This window comes from Algibacter miyuki, assembly GCF_030409805.1.
GTDB lineage: Bacteria > Bacteroidota > Bacteroidia > Flavobacteriales > Flavobacteriaceae > Algibacter > Algibacter miyuki.
In genome coordinates this window covers 230,698-247,277 of record NZ_JAUFQP010000007.1, presented here as the reverse complement: position 1 = coordinate 247,277, position 16,580 = coordinate 230,698, and the positions used below count along the sequence as shown (strand labels likewise).

Annotated in this window: 22 protein-coding genes; 17 read left to right on the top strand and 5 right to left on the bottom strand. The window is 32.9% G+C overall.

Going from position 1 to position 16,580, the window contains the following annotated elements:
- Positions 1-76 precede the first annotated feature (76 nt).
- Both QWY92_RS04135 and QWY92_RS04130 read right to left on the bottom strand, forming a co-directional pair.
- Positions 77-2,584, bottom strand: a complete 2,508-nt coding sequence (locus QWY92_RS04135; protein WP_290268658.1) for a TonB-dependent receptor — start codon at positions 2,582-2,584, stop codon at positions 77-79.
- A gap of 73 nt (positions 2,585-2,657) precedes the next feature.
- A complete protein-coding gene (locus QWY92_RS04130) occupies positions 2,658-3,473 on the bottom strand; it encodes a helix-turn-helix domain-containing protein (RefSeq protein WP_290268656.1) in 816 nt (271 codons plus the stop codon).
- Positions 3,474-3,621: 148 nt separating this feature from the next.
- Here QWY92_RS04130 and QWY92_RS04125 point away from each other — a divergent pair, with 148 nt between their 5' ends.
- From QWY92_RS04125 to QWY92_RS04070, 12 genes are all read left to right on the top strand, one after another.
- Positions 3,622-4,629: a LacI family DNA-binding transcriptional regulator gene (locus tag QWY92_RS04125; protein ID WP_290268653.1), complete on the top strand. Its 1,008-nt coding sequence runs from the start codon at positions 3,622-3,624 to the stop codon at positions 4,627-4,629.
- Positions 4,630-4,935: 306 nt separating this feature from the next.
- Entirely contained in the window at positions 4,936-5,127 is a 192-nt protein-coding gene (locus QWY92_RS04120) for a hypothetical protein (protein WP_290268651.1), read from the top strand.
- A 59-nt stretch (positions 5,128-5,186) separates the two neighbouring features.
- A complete protein-coding gene (locus tag QWY92_RS04115) occupies positions 5,187-5,378 on the top strand; it encodes a hypothetical protein (RefSeq protein ID WP_290268651.1) in 192 nt (63 codons plus the stop codon).
- Positions 5,379-5,437: 59 nt separating this feature from the next.
- The gene (locus QWY92_RS04110; RefSeq protein ID WP_290268651.1) at positions 5,438-5,629 is read left to right on the top strand and encodes a hypothetical protein; all 192 of its coding nucleotides are present in this window, start codon (positions 5,438-5,440) and stop codon (positions 5,627-5,629) included.
- Between the two features lie 59 nt (positions 5,630-5,688).
- Positions 5,689-5,880 (top strand): hypothetical protein, encoded by a 192-nt coding sequence (locus QWY92_RS04105; protein WP_290268651.1) that lies wholly within the window; start codon positions 5,689-5,691, stop codon positions 5,878-5,880.
- 59 nt (positions 5,881-5,939) lie between these two features.
- Positions 5,940-6,131 carry a hypothetical protein gene (locus QWY92_RS04100; protein ID WP_290268651.1) on the top strand — a complete coding sequence of 64 codons (192 nt, stop codon included), beginning with the start codon at positions 5,940-5,942 and terminating at the stop codon, positions 6,129-6,131.
- 59 nt (positions 6,132-6,190) lie between these two features.
- Positions 6,191-6,382 (top strand): hypothetical protein, encoded by a 192-nt coding sequence (locus QWY92_RS04095; RefSeq protein WP_290268651.1) that lies wholly within the window; start codon positions 6,191-6,193, stop codon positions 6,380-6,382.
- Between the two features lie 58 nt (positions 6,383-6,440).
- Positions 6,441-6,632, top strand: a complete 192-nt coding sequence (locus QWY92_RS04090) for a hypothetical protein (RefSeq protein WP_290268651.1) — start codon at positions 6,441-6,443, stop codon at positions 6,630-6,632.
- 58 nt (positions 6,633-6,690) lie between these two features.
- Entirely contained in the window at positions 6,691-6,882 is a 192-nt protein-coding gene (locus QWY92_RS04085; protein WP_290268651.1) for a hypothetical protein, read from the top strand.
- 58 nt (positions 6,883-6,940) lie between these two features.
- A complete protein-coding gene (locus tag QWY92_RS04080; RefSeq protein WP_290268649.1) occupies positions 6,941-7,132 on the top strand; it encodes a hypothetical protein in 192 nt (63 codons plus the stop codon).
- Between the two features lie 132 nt (positions 7,133-7,264).
- On the top strand, positions 7,265-9,031 hold the full coding sequence (locus QWY92_RS04075) for a tetratricopeptide repeat-containing sensor histidine kinase (RefSeq protein WP_290268647.1): 1,767 nt from the start codon (positions 7,265-7,267) through the stop codon (positions 9,029-9,031).
- Positions 9,032-9,040: 9 nt separating this feature from the next.
- The gene (locus tag QWY92_RS04070; RefSeq protein WP_290268645.1) at positions 9,041-9,715 is read left to right on the top strand and encodes a response regulator; all 675 of its coding nucleotides are present in this window, start codon (positions 9,041-9,043) and stop codon (positions 9,713-9,715) included.
- A gap of 269 nt (positions 9,716-9,984) precedes the next feature.
- Here the strand turns inward: QWY92_RS04070 and QWY92_RS04065 are convergent, their stop codons facing one another.
- A complete protein-coding gene (locus QWY92_RS04065) occupies positions 9,985-10,488 on the bottom strand; it encodes a DUF456 domain-containing protein (RefSeq protein WP_290268643.1) in 504 nt (167 codons plus the stop codon).
- A 136-nt stretch (positions 10,489-10,624) separates the two neighbouring features.
- Here QWY92_RS04065 and QWY92_RS04060 point away from each other — a divergent pair, with 136 nt between their 5' ends.
- From QWY92_RS04060 to QWY92_RS04050, 3 genes are all read left to right on the top strand, one after another.
- On the top strand, positions 10,625-10,990 hold the full coding sequence (locus QWY92_RS04060) for a BlaI/MecI/CopY family transcriptional regulator (protein WP_290268641.1): 366 nt from the start codon (positions 10,625-10,627) through the stop codon (positions 10,988-10,990).
- Positions 10,987-12,282: a M56 family metallopeptidase gene (locus tag QWY92_RS04055; protein WP_290268640.1), complete on the top strand. Its 1,296-nt coding sequence runs from the start codon at positions 10,987-10,989 to the stop codon at positions 12,280-12,282. The genes QWY92_RS04060 and QWY92_RS04055 overlap by 4 nt, the downstream gene beginning before the upstream one ends.
- A 175-nt stretch (positions 12,283-12,457) precedes the next feature.
- Positions 12,458-12,934 carry a hypothetical protein gene (locus QWY92_RS04050; protein WP_290268638.1) on the top strand — a complete coding sequence of 159 codons (477 nt, stop codon included), beginning with the start codon at positions 12,458-12,460 and terminating at the stop codon, positions 12,932-12,934.
- Between the two features lie 210 nt (positions 12,935-13,144).
- Here QWY92_RS04050 and QWY92_RS04045 read toward each other — a convergent pair whose 3' ends face one another.
- Positions 13,145-14,269: a glycosyltransferase gene (locus tag QWY92_RS04045; protein ID WP_290268635.1), complete on the bottom strand. Its 1,125-nt coding sequence runs from the start codon at positions 14,267-14,269 to the stop codon at positions 13,145-13,147.
- Between the two features lie 2 nt (positions 14,270-14,271).
- On the bottom strand, positions 14,272-15,012 hold the full coding sequence (locus tag QWY92_RS04040) for a lysylphosphatidylglycerol synthase domain-containing protein (protein WP_496199479.1): 741 nt from the start codon (positions 15,010-15,012) through the stop codon (positions 14,272-14,274).
- A gap of 351 nt (positions 15,013-15,363) precedes the next feature.
- Here QWY92_RS04040 and QWY92_RS04035 point away from each other — a divergent pair, with 351 nt between their 5' ends.
- Both QWY92_RS04035 and ruvC read left to right on the top strand, forming a co-directional pair.
- A complete protein-coding gene (locus QWY92_RS04035) occupies positions 15,364-15,984 on the top strand; it encodes a cell envelope biogenesis protein OmpA (RefSeq protein WP_290268631.1) in 621 nt (206 codons plus the stop codon).
- On the top strand, positions 15,981-16,550 hold the full coding sequence (ruvC, locus tag QWY92_RS04030) for a crossover junction endodeoxyribonuclease RuvC (protein ID WP_290269979.1): 570 nt from the start codon (positions 15,981-15,983) through the stop codon (positions 16,548-16,550). Before QWY92_RS04035 ends, ruvC begins: the two co-directional genes overlap by 4 nt.
- Positions 16,551-16,580: the final 30 nt, after the last annotated feature.

The window sequence follows — 16,580 nt, the reverse complement described above, 5'->3', positions numbered from 1 at the left end:
AGTTAAATATTAAAATAAAAAACCCTGCAAAACTTAATGGTCTTACAGGATTTAATATATAATTTATTAAATGGTATTAAAATTCTTTTTTACCAAATTCACTATCAATAAATTTAGATTTATTTTTTACCGTATTAAAGGTGTATGATAGGTTTAAGGAAACCATATCGACTTCGTAAACATAATTTGTTGTAGTGTAAAATTGGTCGGGTCTCGAGGTTGTTATGCTTTGTTCGTTAGTGTTTAACATACCCATGTCGATGTTTTGCCATTGTAAAGTAGCGGTTAAACGATTATCAAGAAAGGTTTTTCTAAAGGCTAAATTAGGTGAGTAAAAACGAGAATCTTCGCCCATGGCTGTGTTTCTAGCAGATAGGTAGTTGAATGTAAATTGAAGTGATGCATTTTCCCAAAACGAGTAAGTCGAATTTACATTGAAAGAGTATATAGCAGATTCCGTATCAATATCATAACTACGAGAAACACCATCTCTATGGTTAAAATTTAAAACACCATCAATAGCATAATTATACACATTGGCACCAATAACATTGCTCCAGTTTTTGGTTGGTTTTATAGTAGCTCCAAATTCTAAACCAATAGCATTGCTTTTACCAACGTTAGAATATACACGGTTTATAACGCTGTCAATTACGGCGCCATTTGTTTCGTAAGCTAAAGTGTTTACGCGGTTTATTACATTATCGGTGTGTCTAAAATAAGCGGTTGCGTATATCGAGTTTCCGCCTTTTATCTTTTTGGTTAGGCCTAATTCAACTAAGTCGATAAATTCTGGTAATAGTGTATTATCACCTTGCTCAAAAACTTCAGAATGTTCGCGTTCCGCAAAACTATTCATTTTTAAAGTGGTGGTACGTTCTACACGTTTACTATAGGCTGCTTTAATATTTGTTTTTTCATTTAAAGCATATTGAAGCGATGCTGAAGGGAATAATTTTACAAAATCATATTCGTATAAATTGGTTGTGGTTTCGCTTTTTAAGGCTTCAGTATAAGTTCTATCCATTGATTCTAGACGAACGCCGGCTGCATAATCCCATTTGTTTTTCTTACCTGTTAATTGTGCGTAACCTGAATGAATAGCACGTTTTAATTGAATATCACTAGAAAATTCAGATACTAAATTACCATCACGTTCGTAAATAAACTCGCCTTTATGATCGATATCTCGGTATTGATAACCTGTTTCAATGGTTCCGAATGAAAACGGTTTCCATAAATAATCTAGGTTGAAACGGGTTCCGTAAAGCGGATTGTCATTCGTGTTGTATTCTTGTTGATAGATAATCGAGTTGTCCGGATGTCCTAAGTTATCATTCACTGTTGGGCCTCCTAAAAAGGTGTATTCGTATAGGATAGACGTTGATAATTTTGAGTTGTTATTAAATTTATGGGCATAATCAAAACTTCCTAAAGCAAAGTCTCCTTTACGAATTCTAAGGTTGTGGTTGTAGTATTCAAAAGTGTATAATCTGTTTTCGGTCCCAATTGGAGAAACGGCATGATTATCATAATATACAATATCTGCTAACCTTTCTTTGGTGTGTTTTCCTGCGAAAAAACCTAAAGAAAATTCGTTGTTTTCATCGGGTGTAAAATCGACATTAAAACGACCATTATAGCTAATGTCGTCAAAGCTACGTTCGCCATCCGAAGGTAGAAAGGTGGTTTTGTTTTCGGCATCGTTTATAATAAACATATTGCCTTCTCTTCGGCCAGTTTTATCGTTGCGTTGGTAACTGGCGCCAAGTGAGATGTTCCATTTATCGGTACGTTTGTTAACTGTAGCATCAATGCCGAAACGTTGTGCGGCTACTTTAGTGTCGTAAGGTTCAATAGATGGAAAGCCACCACGAAGATTTACCTGAGCAAAAGTACCGTTTGTAGCACCTTTTTTAGTTTTAATATTTAAAATACCGCCTTTGCCTTCCGGATCGTATTTTGCAGAAGGAGCTGTAATAAGCTCCACGGTTTCTAGCGCATTTGCTGGTAGTTGTGCTAAAATAGCGCTGGCATCACCTTGAGTGGGTTTGCCATTTACTAACACGGTAAAACCTTTACTGCCACGTACACTAATTTCGCCTTGGCCATCGACAGTAACCGATGGTAAGTTTTTAATAACATCGACTGCATTGCCGCCTTCGCTATTTTGATATTTTTTGGTGTCGAATACTTGACGGTCAATTTTATGCACTACGGCCGAGCGTTCAGCTTTTACTAAAACTTCATTTAACTGACTTCCTAAGGTCAGTTTTAAGGCACCCAAATCAATAGTTTGTCCTTTCCTGTTTACAGTAATAGTTTCGCTTTTAAAAGAGGTGTATCCCATAAAAGAAGCTTCCAAATAGTAGCCTCCTGCTTTTATGTCTTCCAAGGAAAAAGAACCATCAGCCTTTGTTACAACGCCTGTAATTAATTTTCCGTCGGTGTTAAATAATGCAGCTGTCGCATATTCTAAGGGCTCATTAATGTCTGCATCTATAATTTTACCAATTATTTGACTTTGCATTAATGATGTGGTGAAAAAGAGTAGTGTGAGTAGAATTGAAATTTTGGTTTTCATGCTTTAGCGTTAGGTTTTTGTTTGGGACAAAACTATGCTAATTGATTAAAATAAAATGGCTTTTTTGAAAAATTCATGGTATATATGAGGTGTTTGCTTTAAACTCACTTGGTGTTTGGCCTACGTGGCGTTTAAAATATTTAGTAAAATGAGAGTTATCTCTAAAAGAGAGTGAATACGCTATGTCTGAAATGTTTTTTTCTGAGTAGATCAGTAGGCGTTTGGCTTCGCTTAAAATAAAATCGGATAAGATTTCTGAAGCCGATTTGTCGCACTCATTTCTGCAATTTGTGTTTAAGTTTTGTGGGCTCGTGTTTAATAAGTTAGCGTAGTGCTTTACACTGTTCGAAAGCTTTTCTTGAGCATGTAATAGCTCTAGGTATTTGTGATAAATAGAGGTGTTTTGTGGTTGCTTTGGACTTTCAATTTGAAGTAGTTTACCTAATAAAGCTTTGAGTAAGCCTTCTATAACTGTTTTATTATTTGGGTTTGTGTTTTCTTTACTTAGAAGAATGAAGAGTTGCTCTATGGTGATGTTGTTTTCGGGTTCTAAATATGAAAACGCACTTATTTTTAGAAATTGTTGTTTGATTTCTATGTCTAAACATTGAGAAATAAAAGATTCTTTTATAATGATCACATAGCCTTCTGGCTCCGAATTTAAGTTCCAGTAATGCACTTGTTCTTTTCTTACTATGAAGAAAACGGGTTGTTTTATTTCTATTTTAAAGTTATCGATAACATGGTATCCGCTAGCTTTTGAAAAGTATATAAACTCTAAATATTTGTTATGTTTATGAGGTTTTGTTTGTCTAATGTTTTTTCTGAAAGGTTCAATTTTAATTGTTTCATCCGTGGTGGTTTTGTCTTTTATTATAAGCTCGGTCATGTTGGTGTTTATGAAAAAAATGTTTTATTAGCGAGTGTTATGTGTTTAAGTCTGTTTTGGTAAAAGTAAAATAAATAAAACTTAATTTTTGAGACAGTTATTGACAAAAAGTATTTTCGTAAATTGCATTTCTTTTATATAAAATTGTATGGTTACTTTAAAAATGTTGGCAAAAGAGTTAAACGTGTCTATTTCGACGGTTTCAAAAGCTTTAAATAATAGTGAAGAAATTGGAGAAGAAACTGTAAAACGCGTTAAAGAACTTGCCGAATTATATAACTACAAGCCCAATAAAGTCGCCCTAAGCTTAAAGAACAACAAGACGAAAACAATTGGTGTTATTATCCCAAATATTCTAAACCGGTTTATAGCCAAAGTCCTTTTTGGTATTGAAACTGAAGCCGCAAAACATGGCTATAATATAATTACTTGTATATCGAACGAGTCGTTGGTAAAAGAAAAAGAAAGTCTACAATTATTAGCAAGTGGTAGTGTTGATGGCTTTATTTTATCGGTGGCCGAAGAAACTCAAATTAACAACGAAATTGAACATTTTAAGCAAATTATAAAGCAAGGATTACCTATTGTTATGTTTGATAGGGTAGCTCATGATGTAATGTGTGATAAGGTTATTGTTGACGATTTTGATGCGATTTATAATGCTACAAAAAGCTTAATAAAAGAGAAGCGAAAGAACATTGCTTTTATAAGTAATATTAACGATTTGAGTGTTGGAAAATTACGCGAACGAGGGTATAATAAAGCTATTTTAGAACAAGGAAAACAAGAGCCTTTAGTTTTAAAAATTAAAAAGAAAAAAGATGATCATCAAAAGATAATAAAGAACTTTTTTAAGGAAAATAAAACTATTGACGCTATTGTTGCTGCCGACAGTTCTTCGGGTATAATAGCCCTAAATACGGCTATAAATTTTGGTTTAAAAGTGCCGAAAGACGTCTCTGTCATTGCCTTCGCGAGTAAATCGGACTCTAATCATACTTTGCCAAAATTGACCACAATTAGGCAACATGCGAAAGCTATGGGAATTAGTGCGGCTCAAATGCTTATTACGCGAATGCAAAATTTGCCCGCGAACCCTGATGTTAAAACAAAAATCGTTAAAACAAGCATCGTTAAAAACAAGTCTACTTTGTAAGATGAGTGCATTTCATCGATAAAATTTGTTTTTGTCCTTATTTTTCACTAAGAGAATTACTCCTCATCCTAGTGTTTATGGGGTTTTCTATGCGGAAAACCACACTTAAAAACATGTCAAAAAGGCATGTTTTTCCACTTTTTTTCATGTCAAATTTCATTTTGAGGCAAGATTATACAAATTCTTGTGTACTTTTGCAGTGTTGATTTTAAGATAATTATCAAGTTTTTTTACTGAAATTTAATAGTATTCTTCATCGTTATTTTACTCTCAATAATAAAAAATTCACCTAAAAACACACAAAAAATGAAAACATTAAAAATCACATTCGTATTAGCATTATTAGTAGTAGGATTTACATCATGTACTGAGCAAGATTTAAACGACGGAAACGTATCAGAAGATTTTACAGATTTCACAGGCGGCGATATTGATGAAGTAGCAGATGGGGAAGAAACTAATTTAGCATATTTCACAGGCGGCGATATCGACGAATAAATTACAATCCATAATAGCACACTTAAATAATAAAAAATTCACCTAAAAACACACAAAAAATGAAAACATTAAAAATCACATTCGTATTAGCATTATTAGTAGTAGGATTTACATCATGTACTGAGCAAGATTTAAACGACGGAAACGTATCAGAAGATTTTACAGATTTCACAGGCGGCGATATTGATGAAGTAGCAGATGGGGAAGAAACTAATTTAGCATATTTCACAGGCGGCGATATCGACGAATAAATTACAATCCATAATAGCACACTTAAATAATAAAAAATTCACCTAAAAACACACAAAAAATGAAAACATTAAAAATCACATTCGTATTAGCATTATTAGTAGTAGGATTTACATCATGTACTGAGCAAGATTTAAACGACGGAAACGTATCAGAAGATTTTACAGATTTCACAGGCGGCGATATTGATGAAGTAGCAGATGGGGAAGAAACTAATTTAGCATATTTCACAGGCGGTGATATCGACGAATAAATTACAATCCATAATAGCACACTTAAATAATAAAAAATTCACCTAAAAACACACAAAAAATGAAAACATTAAAAATCACATTCGTATTAGCATTATTAGTAGTAGGATTTACATCATGTACTGAGCAAGATTTAAACGACGGAAACGTATCAGAAGATTTTACAGATTTCACAGGCGGCGATATTGATGAAGTAGCAGATGGGGAAGAAACTAATTTAGCATATTTCACAGGTGGCGATATTGACGAATAAATTATAATTCATAATAGCACACTTAAATAATAAAAAATTCACCTAAAAACACACAAAAAATGAAAACATTAAAAATCACATTCGTATTAGCATTATTAGTAGTAGGATTTACATCATGTACTGAGCAAGATTTAAACGACGGAAACGTATCAGAAGATTTTACAGATTTCACAGGCGGCGATATTGATGAAGTAGCAGATGGGGAAGAAACTAATTTAGCATATTTCACAGGCGGCGATATCGACGAATAAATTACAATCCATAATAGCACACTTAAATAATAAAAAATTCACCTAAAAACACACAAAAAATGAAAACATTAAAAATCACATTCGTATTAGCATTATTAGTAGTAGGATTTACATCATGTACTGAGCAAGATTTAAATGACGGAAACGTATCAGAAGATTTTACAGATTTCACAGGCGGCGATATTGATGAAGTAGCAGATGGGGAAGAAACTAATTTAGCATATTTCACAGGCGGCGATATCGACGAATAAATTACAATCCATAATAGCACACTTAAATAATAAAAAATTCACCTAAAAACACACAAAAATGAAAACATTAAAAATCACATTCGTATTAGCATTATTAGTAGTAGGATTTACTTCATGTACTGAGCAAGATTTAAACGACGGAAACGTATCAGAAGATTTTACAGATTTCACAGGCGGCGATATTGATGAAGTAGCAGATGGGGAAGAAACTAATTTGGCATATTTCACAGGTGGCGATATCGACGAATAAATTACAATCCATAATAGCACACTTAAATAATAAAAAATTCACCTAAAAACACACAAAAATGAAAACATTAAAAATCACATTCGTATTAGCATTATTAGTAGTAGGATTTACATCATGTACCGAGCAAGATTTAAATGATGGAAACGTATCAGAAGATTTTACAGATTTCACAGGCGGCGATATTGATGAAGTAGCAGATGGGGAAGAAACTAATTTAGCATATTTCACAGGCGGCGATATTGACGAATAAATTACAATCCATAATAGCACACTTAAATAATAAAAAATTCACCTAAAAACACACAAAAATGAAAACATTAAAAATCACATTCGTATTAGTATTATTAGTAGTAGGATTTACTTCATGTACTGAACAAGATTTAAACGACGGAAACGTATCAGAAGATTTTACAGATTTCACTGGCGGCGATATTGATGAAGTAGCAGATGGCGAAGAAACTAATTTAGCATATTTCACAGGCGGCGATATTGACGAATAAATGCGATAAAGTTTAATATGATAGAAAAATAATAATACATTTGAAGGAATCTCAAATACATTACGGTTGCGGTTAAGCATATTCATATTAATATTTTTTTGTAATTTATCTTTTGCTCAAAGTAATAGAGGAGTGTTAAAGGAAATAGATTCATTAAAAAGAACTATTTTCAATTTAAAAACGCAAGACTCATCTTTAATTGCCGATACAGATTATCGTATTGGATCTTTATTCCGAAAGGAAACCGCTTATACAGATAGCGCCTATTTTTATTATCATAAGGCCGAAAAAATTTATAGAAATATAGGAAACGACTATAAATTGGCACTTACTATTTATGGTATTTCTGTAATTTTAAAAAACGAAAAAGACTTCATAGGTAGCGAAGTTGCAAGTTTTGAGGCGATTAGTTTATTGGAGCCGCTCTACGAGACGGAATCGGTAATGGTTACTAAATCGTATATTTATAACAATTTAGGAATTGTTTTTAAAGAGTTAGAGCAATTCGAAGAATCTATTGAGTATCATAAAAAAGCACTTGAACTAAAAAGTGTTTTGAAAGTTCAGGCTAGTATTGATGCATCTAAAAATAATCTAGCGAACACTTATAAAAAAAATCAACAATATAATTTAGCCTTAAGCTATTATAGTGAAATTTTAGCTAATAAAAATTTAAAAAATGAGCGTCCTCTTGTCTATGCGCTGGTTTTAGATAATTATGCTCACACATTATACCTTTCAAATAATCTTGAAAAATTACCAGGATTATATCATAAAGCTTTAAAAGTATCCGATAGTTTAGCTAAAGATGGCTATAATTCAATTATTATAAATCGGCATTTAGCAGAGTATTATCATGATAATAACAGAAACTTAGATTCATCAAGATATTATGCATATCGCACTAAGGATATTGCACAAAAATATTATACCGACGATTTATTAAAATCCTACCTTCTACTTTCCGAAATCGTGGAAGATAGTCTCGCTATAGAATATTATAATTCTTACATCAAACTCAGCGATAGTTTATATAAAAATGAACGTAATATTCGAAATAAATTCGCTAGAATTCGTTTTGAAACCAGCCAAAAAGAACAAGAAAATATACAACTTACCAAGGAGCGTATGTGGTTGTTTATTATTTCTGTAGTTATTGTTATAGCCTCTATTTTGCTATATCTTGTAATAACTCAGAGAAATAACAATGTTGAACTGCGTTTTATGCAAACACAACAAGAAACTAACGAAGAAATTTATAACCTGATGCTTTCGCAGAATGAAAGTATTGAAGAAGCGCGTACGCTAGAAAAGAAACGTATTTCAGAAGAACTACACGATGGTGTTTTAGGACGATTGTTTGGTACCCGTTTAAGTTTAGATAGCTTAAATATGAACAATAGTGAGGAAGCTATAAAATCGAGAGGATCTTATATAAACGAATTAAAAATTATTGAAGATGAAATTCGTAAAGTATCACACGAGTTAAATACCGATTTTGTTTCTGGTTCAGGTTATATCGATATTATTAAAACCCTAGTAGAAACGCAAACTCAAGTTTACGAATATGAAGCGCATTTAGAATATGATGAAGGCATAAGTTGGGATGATGTTAATAATAAGAAGAAGATTCACATTTATAGAATTATACAAGAAACATTACATAATATTTACAAACATGCGGGTGCAACTCAAGTAAATATTAGTTTAAAATCAAAAAATAATGTAATTTGCTTGACAATAAATGATAATGGATCTGGATACGATGTCGACAAAGCAAAAGCAGGAATTGGTTTAAAGAATATGAATTCAAGAATTAAAGATATTAACGGTACTCTAGAGATATCATCAATAAGAATGCAAGGTACCACCGTTATAATAGAAGTTCCAATCCTCTAATTAAACAACATGATTGAAAAATTAAAAATATTAATGATTGATGATCACCCTATGATTATTGAAGGGTATCAGAATACATTGCTTTTTTCTAAAAAAGACAATCAAGAGTTAAATATAGATATTGCAAATAACTGCGATCAAGCCATTGCGTATATGAACAAGGCTGTAGAGAGCCAATTATTATATGATGTACTCTTTGTCGATATCAGTTTACCGCCATCAACCGATGGTTCTATGAGTTCGGGGGAAGATTTAGCGGAATACGCTAGAGAGGTTTTGCCAACGGCTAAAATTATCATTCTAACCATGTTTAATGAGTCTTTCAGAATTCATAATATTATAAAAACCATAGACCCAGAAGGGTTTTTAATTAAAAGTGATCTTACATCAAGCGAGTTAGCGAGTGCTTTTCAAGCCGTACTTAATAATCCACCATTTTATAGTGGTACGGTAAATAACCATATTCGTAAATCTATAGTTAGCGATATTGTTATTGATGATAAAAACCGAAAAATACTTCATTTGTTGTCTCAAGGTGTGAAAACTAAGAATTTAGCAGCCCATTTAGATATTTCATTAAGTGCGGTAGAAAAAAGAAAAAGACAGCTAAGAGACATCTTTGATGTTCAAGACGGACAAGACGAAACTTTACTAAATGAGGCCCGAAAAAAGGGTTTTGTGTAGTTTTTTTACTGTTTTATCGACAAACCGTAGCAAAATGTAATGTTTTTCATTTTTTTTACACGCTCGAAACTAAGGCTATTATTGAATAGTATAGATTACCCGTAAATAACGTACGGGTTTCCCGCAGTTCAAAAAGGAAAGTAAATATTATCTTTGATGTATCAACACTTCGAAAATTAATTAATCCCTCAATTTTTTTTGTTGATAATAGCAATTTACATAGACCCTGTGGAGGTGAGAGACCCACAGGGTTTCTTCATTTTGTAACTTTAGGAAACAAAAATTGTAGAACCATAATCTATAAGTATCCCAATAAACAGGCCTAAATAAATAATAGCCACAACAAATTTTATAAATGTTGAGGTTAGAAATCCAATAAAAGATCCAAAAGCCGCTTTTGAAGCTGTTTTAATATCATTCTTATTAATAAGTTCTCCATTTAAGGCGCCTAGAAATGGTCCAATAATGATGCCTCCTGGTATAGGAGCAAACAATCCCACAATAAGTCCTATAGTAGTGCCAATAACACCATAGCGAGTGCCTCCAAAGCGTTTGGTGCCTATCACCGGAATAATATAATCGAGTATCCAAATAGCTGTAGCGATAAGTAGTGTAATAATCAGGAACGTTTTGTTCATAGGGATAGCATCGGTAAAATGAGCGATTAAAAGCCCGAGCCAGCTCGTTAATGGGCCGGGTAAAACGGGTAGAAAGCTTCCCATAATACCAAGTAGCATAAAAAGGGTAGCAATAATAATTAAGATAATATCCATAAAAATAATACAGTGTTTTATTATTAGACGCATATTTAGGCTTAATGTTACATTTGTAACTAAAAAGTTAGTTTGAACTAAATAATTAGTTATATTTGTTGAACTAAGTTTTTAGTTGAATGAATAATAATCTAAAATGAAGCAACTTACTAAAGCAGAAGAAGATATTATGCAAATACTTTGGCAACTCCAAAAAGCCAATGTAAAAGCTATTATAAAGCAATTTCCCGAGCCAAAACCGGCTTATAACACCGTATCAACCATTGTGCGTATTTTAGAGAGTAAAGGTTTTGTAGGCTATGAAAAAGAAGGAAAGGGGCATCTGTATTTTCCGTTAATGCAACAGCAGGAATACAGTAATCAATCTATAAATAAATTGGTCGATAATTATTTTCAAGGTTCATTTAAAAGTATGGTGTCGTTTTTCGTGAAAAAAAATGATATTAGTATTAATGAGCTAGAATCGGTTTTAAAAGAAATTAACAAAAACGAAACCAAATGATACATTATATAATTCAAACGGTAGCCTTTCAGGTGTTCTTTTTATTGGTGTATGATGTGTTTTTAAAAAAAGAAACCTTTTTTAATTGGAACAGATTTTATCTTATTACTACAGCTGTGTTGTCGTTAATACTTCCTTTTATTCAGATTGAAAGTTTTAGCGACATAGTACCTCAAAATTATATTATTGCATTGCCTGAAGTTGTTTTAGGTCAGGGACAGAGCAATGTGCTAACTCAAGACGCAAGCCAGACATTTTTATCAAATAGTTTGTCGTTTTTAGAAATTGCTTTTTACTTAGGCGTTGGTGTTTCTGCCATTTTGTTTGTGTCTAAGCTAAGTAAAGTGGCTAAGCTAATTCGAGTAAATCCTAAAGAATTTCGGAAACATTTAGTTTTAGTAAATCTTTTAAATAGTAGCGCATCATTTTCGTTTTTTAAATACGTGTTCTTAGGTGAAAATATAGCAAATTCAGAAAAGGAAACCATTTTGAAACACGAGTTAATACATGTGAAACATAAGCATAGTGCTGATTTAGTGGGGTTCGAAATATTGCGTATTTTATTTTGGTTCAATCCGCTAATCTATATGTATCAAAATAGAATTACCGAAGTACACGAATTTATAGCCGATGCTGAAGTTGTAAAAAACGAAAATAAAAGCGCCTATTATCAAAACTTATTAGCACAGGTTTTCGATACTCAAAAAATATCATTCATCAATCCATTTTTTAAACAATCATTAATCAAAAAACGAATCATTATGTTACAAAAATCAAAGTCAAAACAAACCCAGTTATTTAAGTATGCGCTAATAATACCCTTAGTTTTAGGAATGTTAGTTTATACTTCATGTAAAACTAAAAAGCACGTTACTGAAGCACATTCAGATACTGAAAAAAAAGAGAATATTATAGTTAGAGAAGATCAAGTGGACGAAGATATAGCGGTTCCTTTTGGTGTAGTAGAGCACGTTCCTGTATTTCCAGGTTGTGAAGAGTTAGAAACCAAAGCGGAACGTAAAGCATGTTTCTCTAAAAGCGTAACGACGCATGTGGCTAAAAATTTCAACACCAAAATAGCTGATAGTTTAGGCTTAAAAGGACAGCAGCGTATTAATGTTATATTTAAAATAAATAAAAAAGGCGAAATAGAGGACGTCCGTTCTAGATCACCACAGCCAGAACTAGCAGCCGAGGCCATTCGTGTTATTAATACACTGCCTAAAATGACTCCGGGTATGCAAAAAAATAAATTAGTTACTGTACCATATTCATTGCCCATTGTATTTTAAGTATCAGACTAAAAAGTGAAATGTATTTTTAATTATGAAAACCGAAGTTAATGCTTCGGTTTTTTTATGCTTTATTTTGAAAAGTATTGAAAATCAACTTTATTAAACGCCTTATTTTGAACAAAGCGGGATTAAAAACCAAAAAAATTGTATTTTTCGGCTTTAGTTTTAATTTATGAAACAAATTTGTGTTTTTCTATCTGTTTTAATGCTCTGTTCTTGCGAGTATTTTAATGTAAAAAAAACATCAACAGAAGCCATTTTAAAGGAAGAGTTACAAACGTTTAATTGGAGTGATGTTGATGCATATCCTAGTTTTTCGGTTTGTGATTCGGTACAGTCTAAGGCGGATCTTAAAACATGTTTTCAAGGGGTTTTAACGTTACATATTTGGGAGTTTTTGAAAGACGAAAGAATTGTGGTTACTCAAGATATTCAAGACACAATGCTTTTAAGTATGCAGGTTTCGGAAACTGGGGAGCTGAAATTGTTACAAGTTAAAATAGATTCTGTAACGCGTCACGAAATTCCAGAATTAGACAGCTTGCTTTATCATAGTTTAGAAGGCTTACCTGAAATTTTTCCTGCAACTAAACGTGGGCAACAAGTGAAAACCACTTTCGAATTACCCATCATCATTAATATGAAATAAGTTTATTTTTTTTCAAGTCATCTGGGCGTGAGAAGGTATCACAAAGAGTAACTTATATTTTGAGAACTATAGATAAATTCACAAACAAAATTTAGCGGTTAAACCTGCGTTAGGGATTGTAGCGTATAGCCCACAGCCCGACGCAGGAGGTGCGAGGACTTGAAGCGTAAAGCCCGACCCTTGGGTAACGCCCAAAATAGTATTCTAATCTTATTTTTTGAATTCGCGACCTTTCCATTTATAAGTCCTAAAAAGCGACAAAATAGCGATGTATACACTGAAAAAAGGATAGATAAAAAAGGCGAATAAATAGCTTTTTAAAACAGCTTTTTGATTGAAAAACAATGCTGTTTTATAGATAAGATAAAAGTCGATATTTGCTTTTATTATTAAAACATATAAGAATGTTTTTACTGAAAATAACCCGGAAATAGAAAGCCCAAGTAACACAATGACGAGCGTGTTTTGAAGTAGAACGATGAGTCCGGTGAGTTTACCAAAAAGATTACTGTAAGCACTTGTTTTGGATGCCCAACGTAGTCGCTGCGCGATTAAACTAAGAGTGTTGGGTTGTGCGTTTGTTTTTACAATGGCGTGTTTACACTTTAAATAATGAAGCATTTTTGGTTGCTGTTTGGCTGCTTTTTCGAGTAGGAAAATATCGTCGCCGCTAGCAATGTTGGTGTTGCCTTCAAAGCCGTTTATACTTTTAAAAAGTGTTTTAGTATAAGCAAAATTAGCGCCGTTACATAAAAATGGTTTTTTAATGCCAAAACCGCCAATAGTTGCGCATTGTAAACTGAGTATGTCGAGGAGTTGAAAGGTGTTTGAAAATCCTTTTTTATGATGATAGGTTACCGGAGCGGCAATGCAGTTCACGTTGGTGGTTTGTATGAATTCGTCGAAACTATCGAGCCAGTATTTTGGTAGGCTACAATCGGCATCGGTAGTGATTATCCATTGGTTTTTGGCTTGTTTTATGGCTGTGGTTATAGCATCTTTTTTAGGGGAATTTGTTAGCCTGATATTCTGAGTTATCTTTATGTTTTTATCTGTTTTATTAATAAATTTGGTAATTATTTCTACAGAATTATCGGTAGAATCATCATCGATTAAAATAATTTCGAATAGATGTTTCGGGTAATTTAGATTTTGAATGGTTTCTAAAAGAGTAGGAAGGCTCTCGGCTTCGTTTCGAAAAGGAGTAAGGACGGAAAACCGAGTTTTGGGAGTCACATCGTTTAAAGTAAAAGTTTCCACTTTATCAAAGCCAATAATAAAACTTCCGATTAAGGCAAGGTATAAGAGCGTTATAATTATGCTGACTAGAATCATGTTTAGGTTTCGGTTTTTGGTATTTTAAATTGGAGTACAAAATAGCTGCCTATAAGGCTTGGTAGCACAAAATTAAAAATCCACATAATGGTAATAATACTTAAAATTACCAGTTGATTTACACCCAGAAATGCGAACAAATATACAGCAACACTACCTTTTACTACAACATCTAATATAAATATTGACGGGATTATAGAGGTGAGTAAATACATTGATGTGATGCCTAGCATACTATTGAAATAGTTGAGTTCTATGTGAAATATTTGAAATAAATAATAAAATTGAAATGAAAAAATAAGGTAACGTGCAAGCGATAGTGTAAAACCAATAAATAATTGATGTTTTGGAAAGTGTTGAACAAAGGTTTTTAATTTTTGTATAGAAAACCCTTTGATATTGTATTTTTCGAGTCCGAAAATGAAGAGTCCAGTAGCGATTAAGCCAACCACTAGAATAATTAAAAGTCGGAAATAATGAGTTTCTAATTGGTATTTATTAATAAAAAAAAATAATCCAATCACGCCGAAAATGCTAGTAATACTCATTTGTTGGAGGTTACCGATGAGGTTTACGAGCATGACACGTTTTCGTAAGTTTGGTGTAAAATACATGGCTTTTGCACCGTATTCCCCAATGCGGTTTGGAGTAATTATTGAGGCTGTGAGCGATCCTAAGGTTTGTTTTAAAGCTTGATTAAAGCTAATTGTTTTTAATGTTGAAATTAAATTTTGCCATTTCAAAATCTCGAAAAACCAGTTGAAACAGGTTAAAATAAGGAGAAAAACAATGCTTTTTAGTGAAAAAAGTGCGTTTTTATTCAAAAATGCAATAAAACTTGAAAAGCTTAGTTGGTTGTTGTGCGCTAGTTTCAGATAAATAAAATAAAAAGCACCAAGTACTATGCTCAATTTAAGAAGCACAAAAAAGAATTGTTTAGTTTTGTGTGGTCGCATTTTAATGATAAATTTTCCTTGAAATAGTATTGAAAACGACTGATTTTGATGCTAAGGATATAATAAGCTTATAAAAACGGATGGCTTATTTTAAAGTGCAAATTAAATTAATATTATGAGATGCGTTCTATTTTTAAGATGAATAAGTATAAACTATTTGCTGTGGTATTTTTATTTTTTGCCGCTATCGGGTTTGCGCAGAGTGACACGAGCACCTTTAAAGCGCAATTTGCATTAGGTGTTAATAGTCCGTCGAGTTCCGGTTTTGTAAGCGATTTTGAAGCAAATTCTGTGAATTTTCCAAGTATTAATATGGGCTTACAGTATATTTTTAAGCCCTTAATTGGCGCCAAAGTCGATTTTGGTTATAACCGATTTTCTAACACCGATAATTCGCCGGAATTTAAAATGAATTACACCCGCGTAAATGCGCAATTGGTATATAATGCTTCGCGAATAGTCCGTTTTTCGTCCAATATGGGCGTGTTTTTTCATGCTGGTCCTGGGCTTACCATGATAAAGCCATTGGGCAATTTTGGTAATAATGATACCCGTTTTTTAAACGCAATGGCAGGTGTGGAGTTTCATTACGGTGTTTCCGATACGTTTTCGTTGTATTTAGATACCTCTTATATTTTAGGGTTTGGGAAAGATTTTAATCCCATTATCAACGGTTATGGTTCGTTTAATGGGAATTTATTAACAGTAACTTTAGGCGCTTCCATCTCGCTTAGCGGTTGTAAATATTGTGGCAGATAATGAAAGAAAGAATTATTTTGGGAATTGACCCAGGAACAACTATTATGGGTTTCGGACTTATAAAAATAGTTGGTAAAAAGATGGAGTTTGTTCAAATGAACGAATTGGATTTAAAAAAATACAGCGATCATTATTTGAAATTAAAACTCATTTTTGAACGCACTATAGAATTGATAGACACACATAATCCTGACGAAATTGCCATTGAAGCACCCTTTTTTGGGAAAAACGTGCAAAGTATGCTTAAGTTAGGGCGTGCTCAAGGTGTGGCTATGGCCGCAGGTTTAAGTCGTGAAATCCCGATTACGGAATACCTTCCAAAGAAAATAAAAATGGCGATTACGGGCAGCGGTAACGCGAGTAAAGAACAGGTAGCAAAAATGCTTCAAAGTTTATTAGGTTTGAAAACCTTGCCAAAAAACCTTGATTCTACCGATGGTTTGGCGGCAGCGGTGTGTCATTTTTATAATTCAGGACGTATCGAAATTGGCAAAAATTATACCGGTTGGGATGCTTTTGTAAAGCAAAATGAAAGTCGGGTAACAAAACGAACAACCAAAAAATAAGGGTTTTATAACTTCAGAAGGAGAACCTGT

Excerpts from the sequence above, each read along its gene's own strand:
- QWY92_RS04135 (WP_290268658.1), bottom strand. The coding sequence starts at position 2,584 with ATGAAAACCAAAATTTCAATTCTACTCACACTACTCTTTTTCACCACA.
- QWY92_RS04130 (WP_290268656.1), bottom strand. The coding sequence starts at position 3,473 with ATGACCGAGCTTATAATAAAAGACAAAACCACCACGGATGAAACAATT.
- QWY92_RS04125 (WP_290268653.1), top strand. The coding sequence starts at position 3,622 with ATGGTTACTTTAAAAATGTTGGCAAAAGAGTTAAACGTGTCTATTTCG.
- QWY92_RS04120 (WP_290268651.1), top strand. The coding sequence starts at position 4,936 with ATGAAAACATTAAAAATCACATTCGTATTAGCATTATTAGTAGTAGGA.
- QWY92_RS04115 (WP_290268651.1), top strand. The coding sequence starts at position 5,187 with ATGAAAACATTAAAAATCACATTCGTATTAGCATTATTAGTAGTAGGA.
- QWY92_RS04110 (WP_290268651.1), top strand. The coding sequence starts at position 5,438 with ATGAAAACATTAAAAATCACATTCGTATTAGCATTATTAGTAGTAGGA.
- QWY92_RS04105 (WP_290268651.1), top strand. The coding sequence starts at position 5,689 with ATGAAAACATTAAAAATCACATTCGTATTAGCATTATTAGTAGTAGGA.
- QWY92_RS04100 (WP_290268651.1), top strand. The coding sequence starts at position 5,940 with ATGAAAACATTAAAAATCACATTCGTATTAGCATTATTAGTAGTAGGA.
- QWY92_RS04095 (WP_290268651.1), top strand. The coding sequence starts at position 6,191 with ATGAAAACATTAAAAATCACATTCGTATTAGCATTATTAGTAGTAGGA.
- QWY92_RS04090 (WP_290268651.1), top strand. The coding sequence starts at position 6,441 with ATGAAAACATTAAAAATCACATTCGTATTAGCATTATTAGTAGTAGGA.
- QWY92_RS04085 (WP_290268651.1), top strand. The coding sequence starts at position 6,691 with ATGAAAACATTAAAAATCACATTCGTATTAGCATTATTAGTAGTAGGA.
- QWY92_RS04080 (WP_290268649.1), top strand. The coding sequence starts at position 6,941 with ATGAAAACATTAAAAATCACATTCGTATTAGTATTATTAGTAGTAGGA.
- QWY92_RS04070 (WP_290268645.1), top strand. The coding sequence starts at position 9,041 with ATGATTGAAAAATTAAAAATATTAATGATTGATGATCACCCTATGATT.
- QWY92_RS04065 (WP_290268643.1), bottom strand. The coding sequence starts at position 10,488 with ATGGATATTATCTTAATTATTATTGCTACCCTTTTTATGCTACTTGGT.
- QWY92_RS04060 (WP_290268641.1), top strand. The coding sequence starts at position 10,625 with ATGAAGCAACTTACTAAAGCAGAAGAAGATATTATGCAAATACTTTGG.
- QWY92_RS04055 (WP_290268640.1), top strand. The coding sequence starts at position 10,987 with ATGATACATTATATAATTCAAACGGTAGCCTTTCAGGTGTTCTTTTTA.
- QWY92_RS04050 (WP_290268638.1), top strand. The coding sequence starts at position 12,458 with ATGAAACAAATTTGTGTTTTTCTATCTGTTTTAATGCTCTGTTCTTGC.
- QWY92_RS04045 (WP_290268635.1), bottom strand. The coding sequence starts at position 14,269 with ATGATTCTAGTCAGCATAATTATAACGCTCTTATACCTTGCCTTAATC.
- QWY92_RS04035 (WP_290268631.1), top strand. The coding sequence starts at position 15,364 with ATGAATAAGTATAAACTATTTGCTGTGGTATTTTTATTTTTTGCCGCT.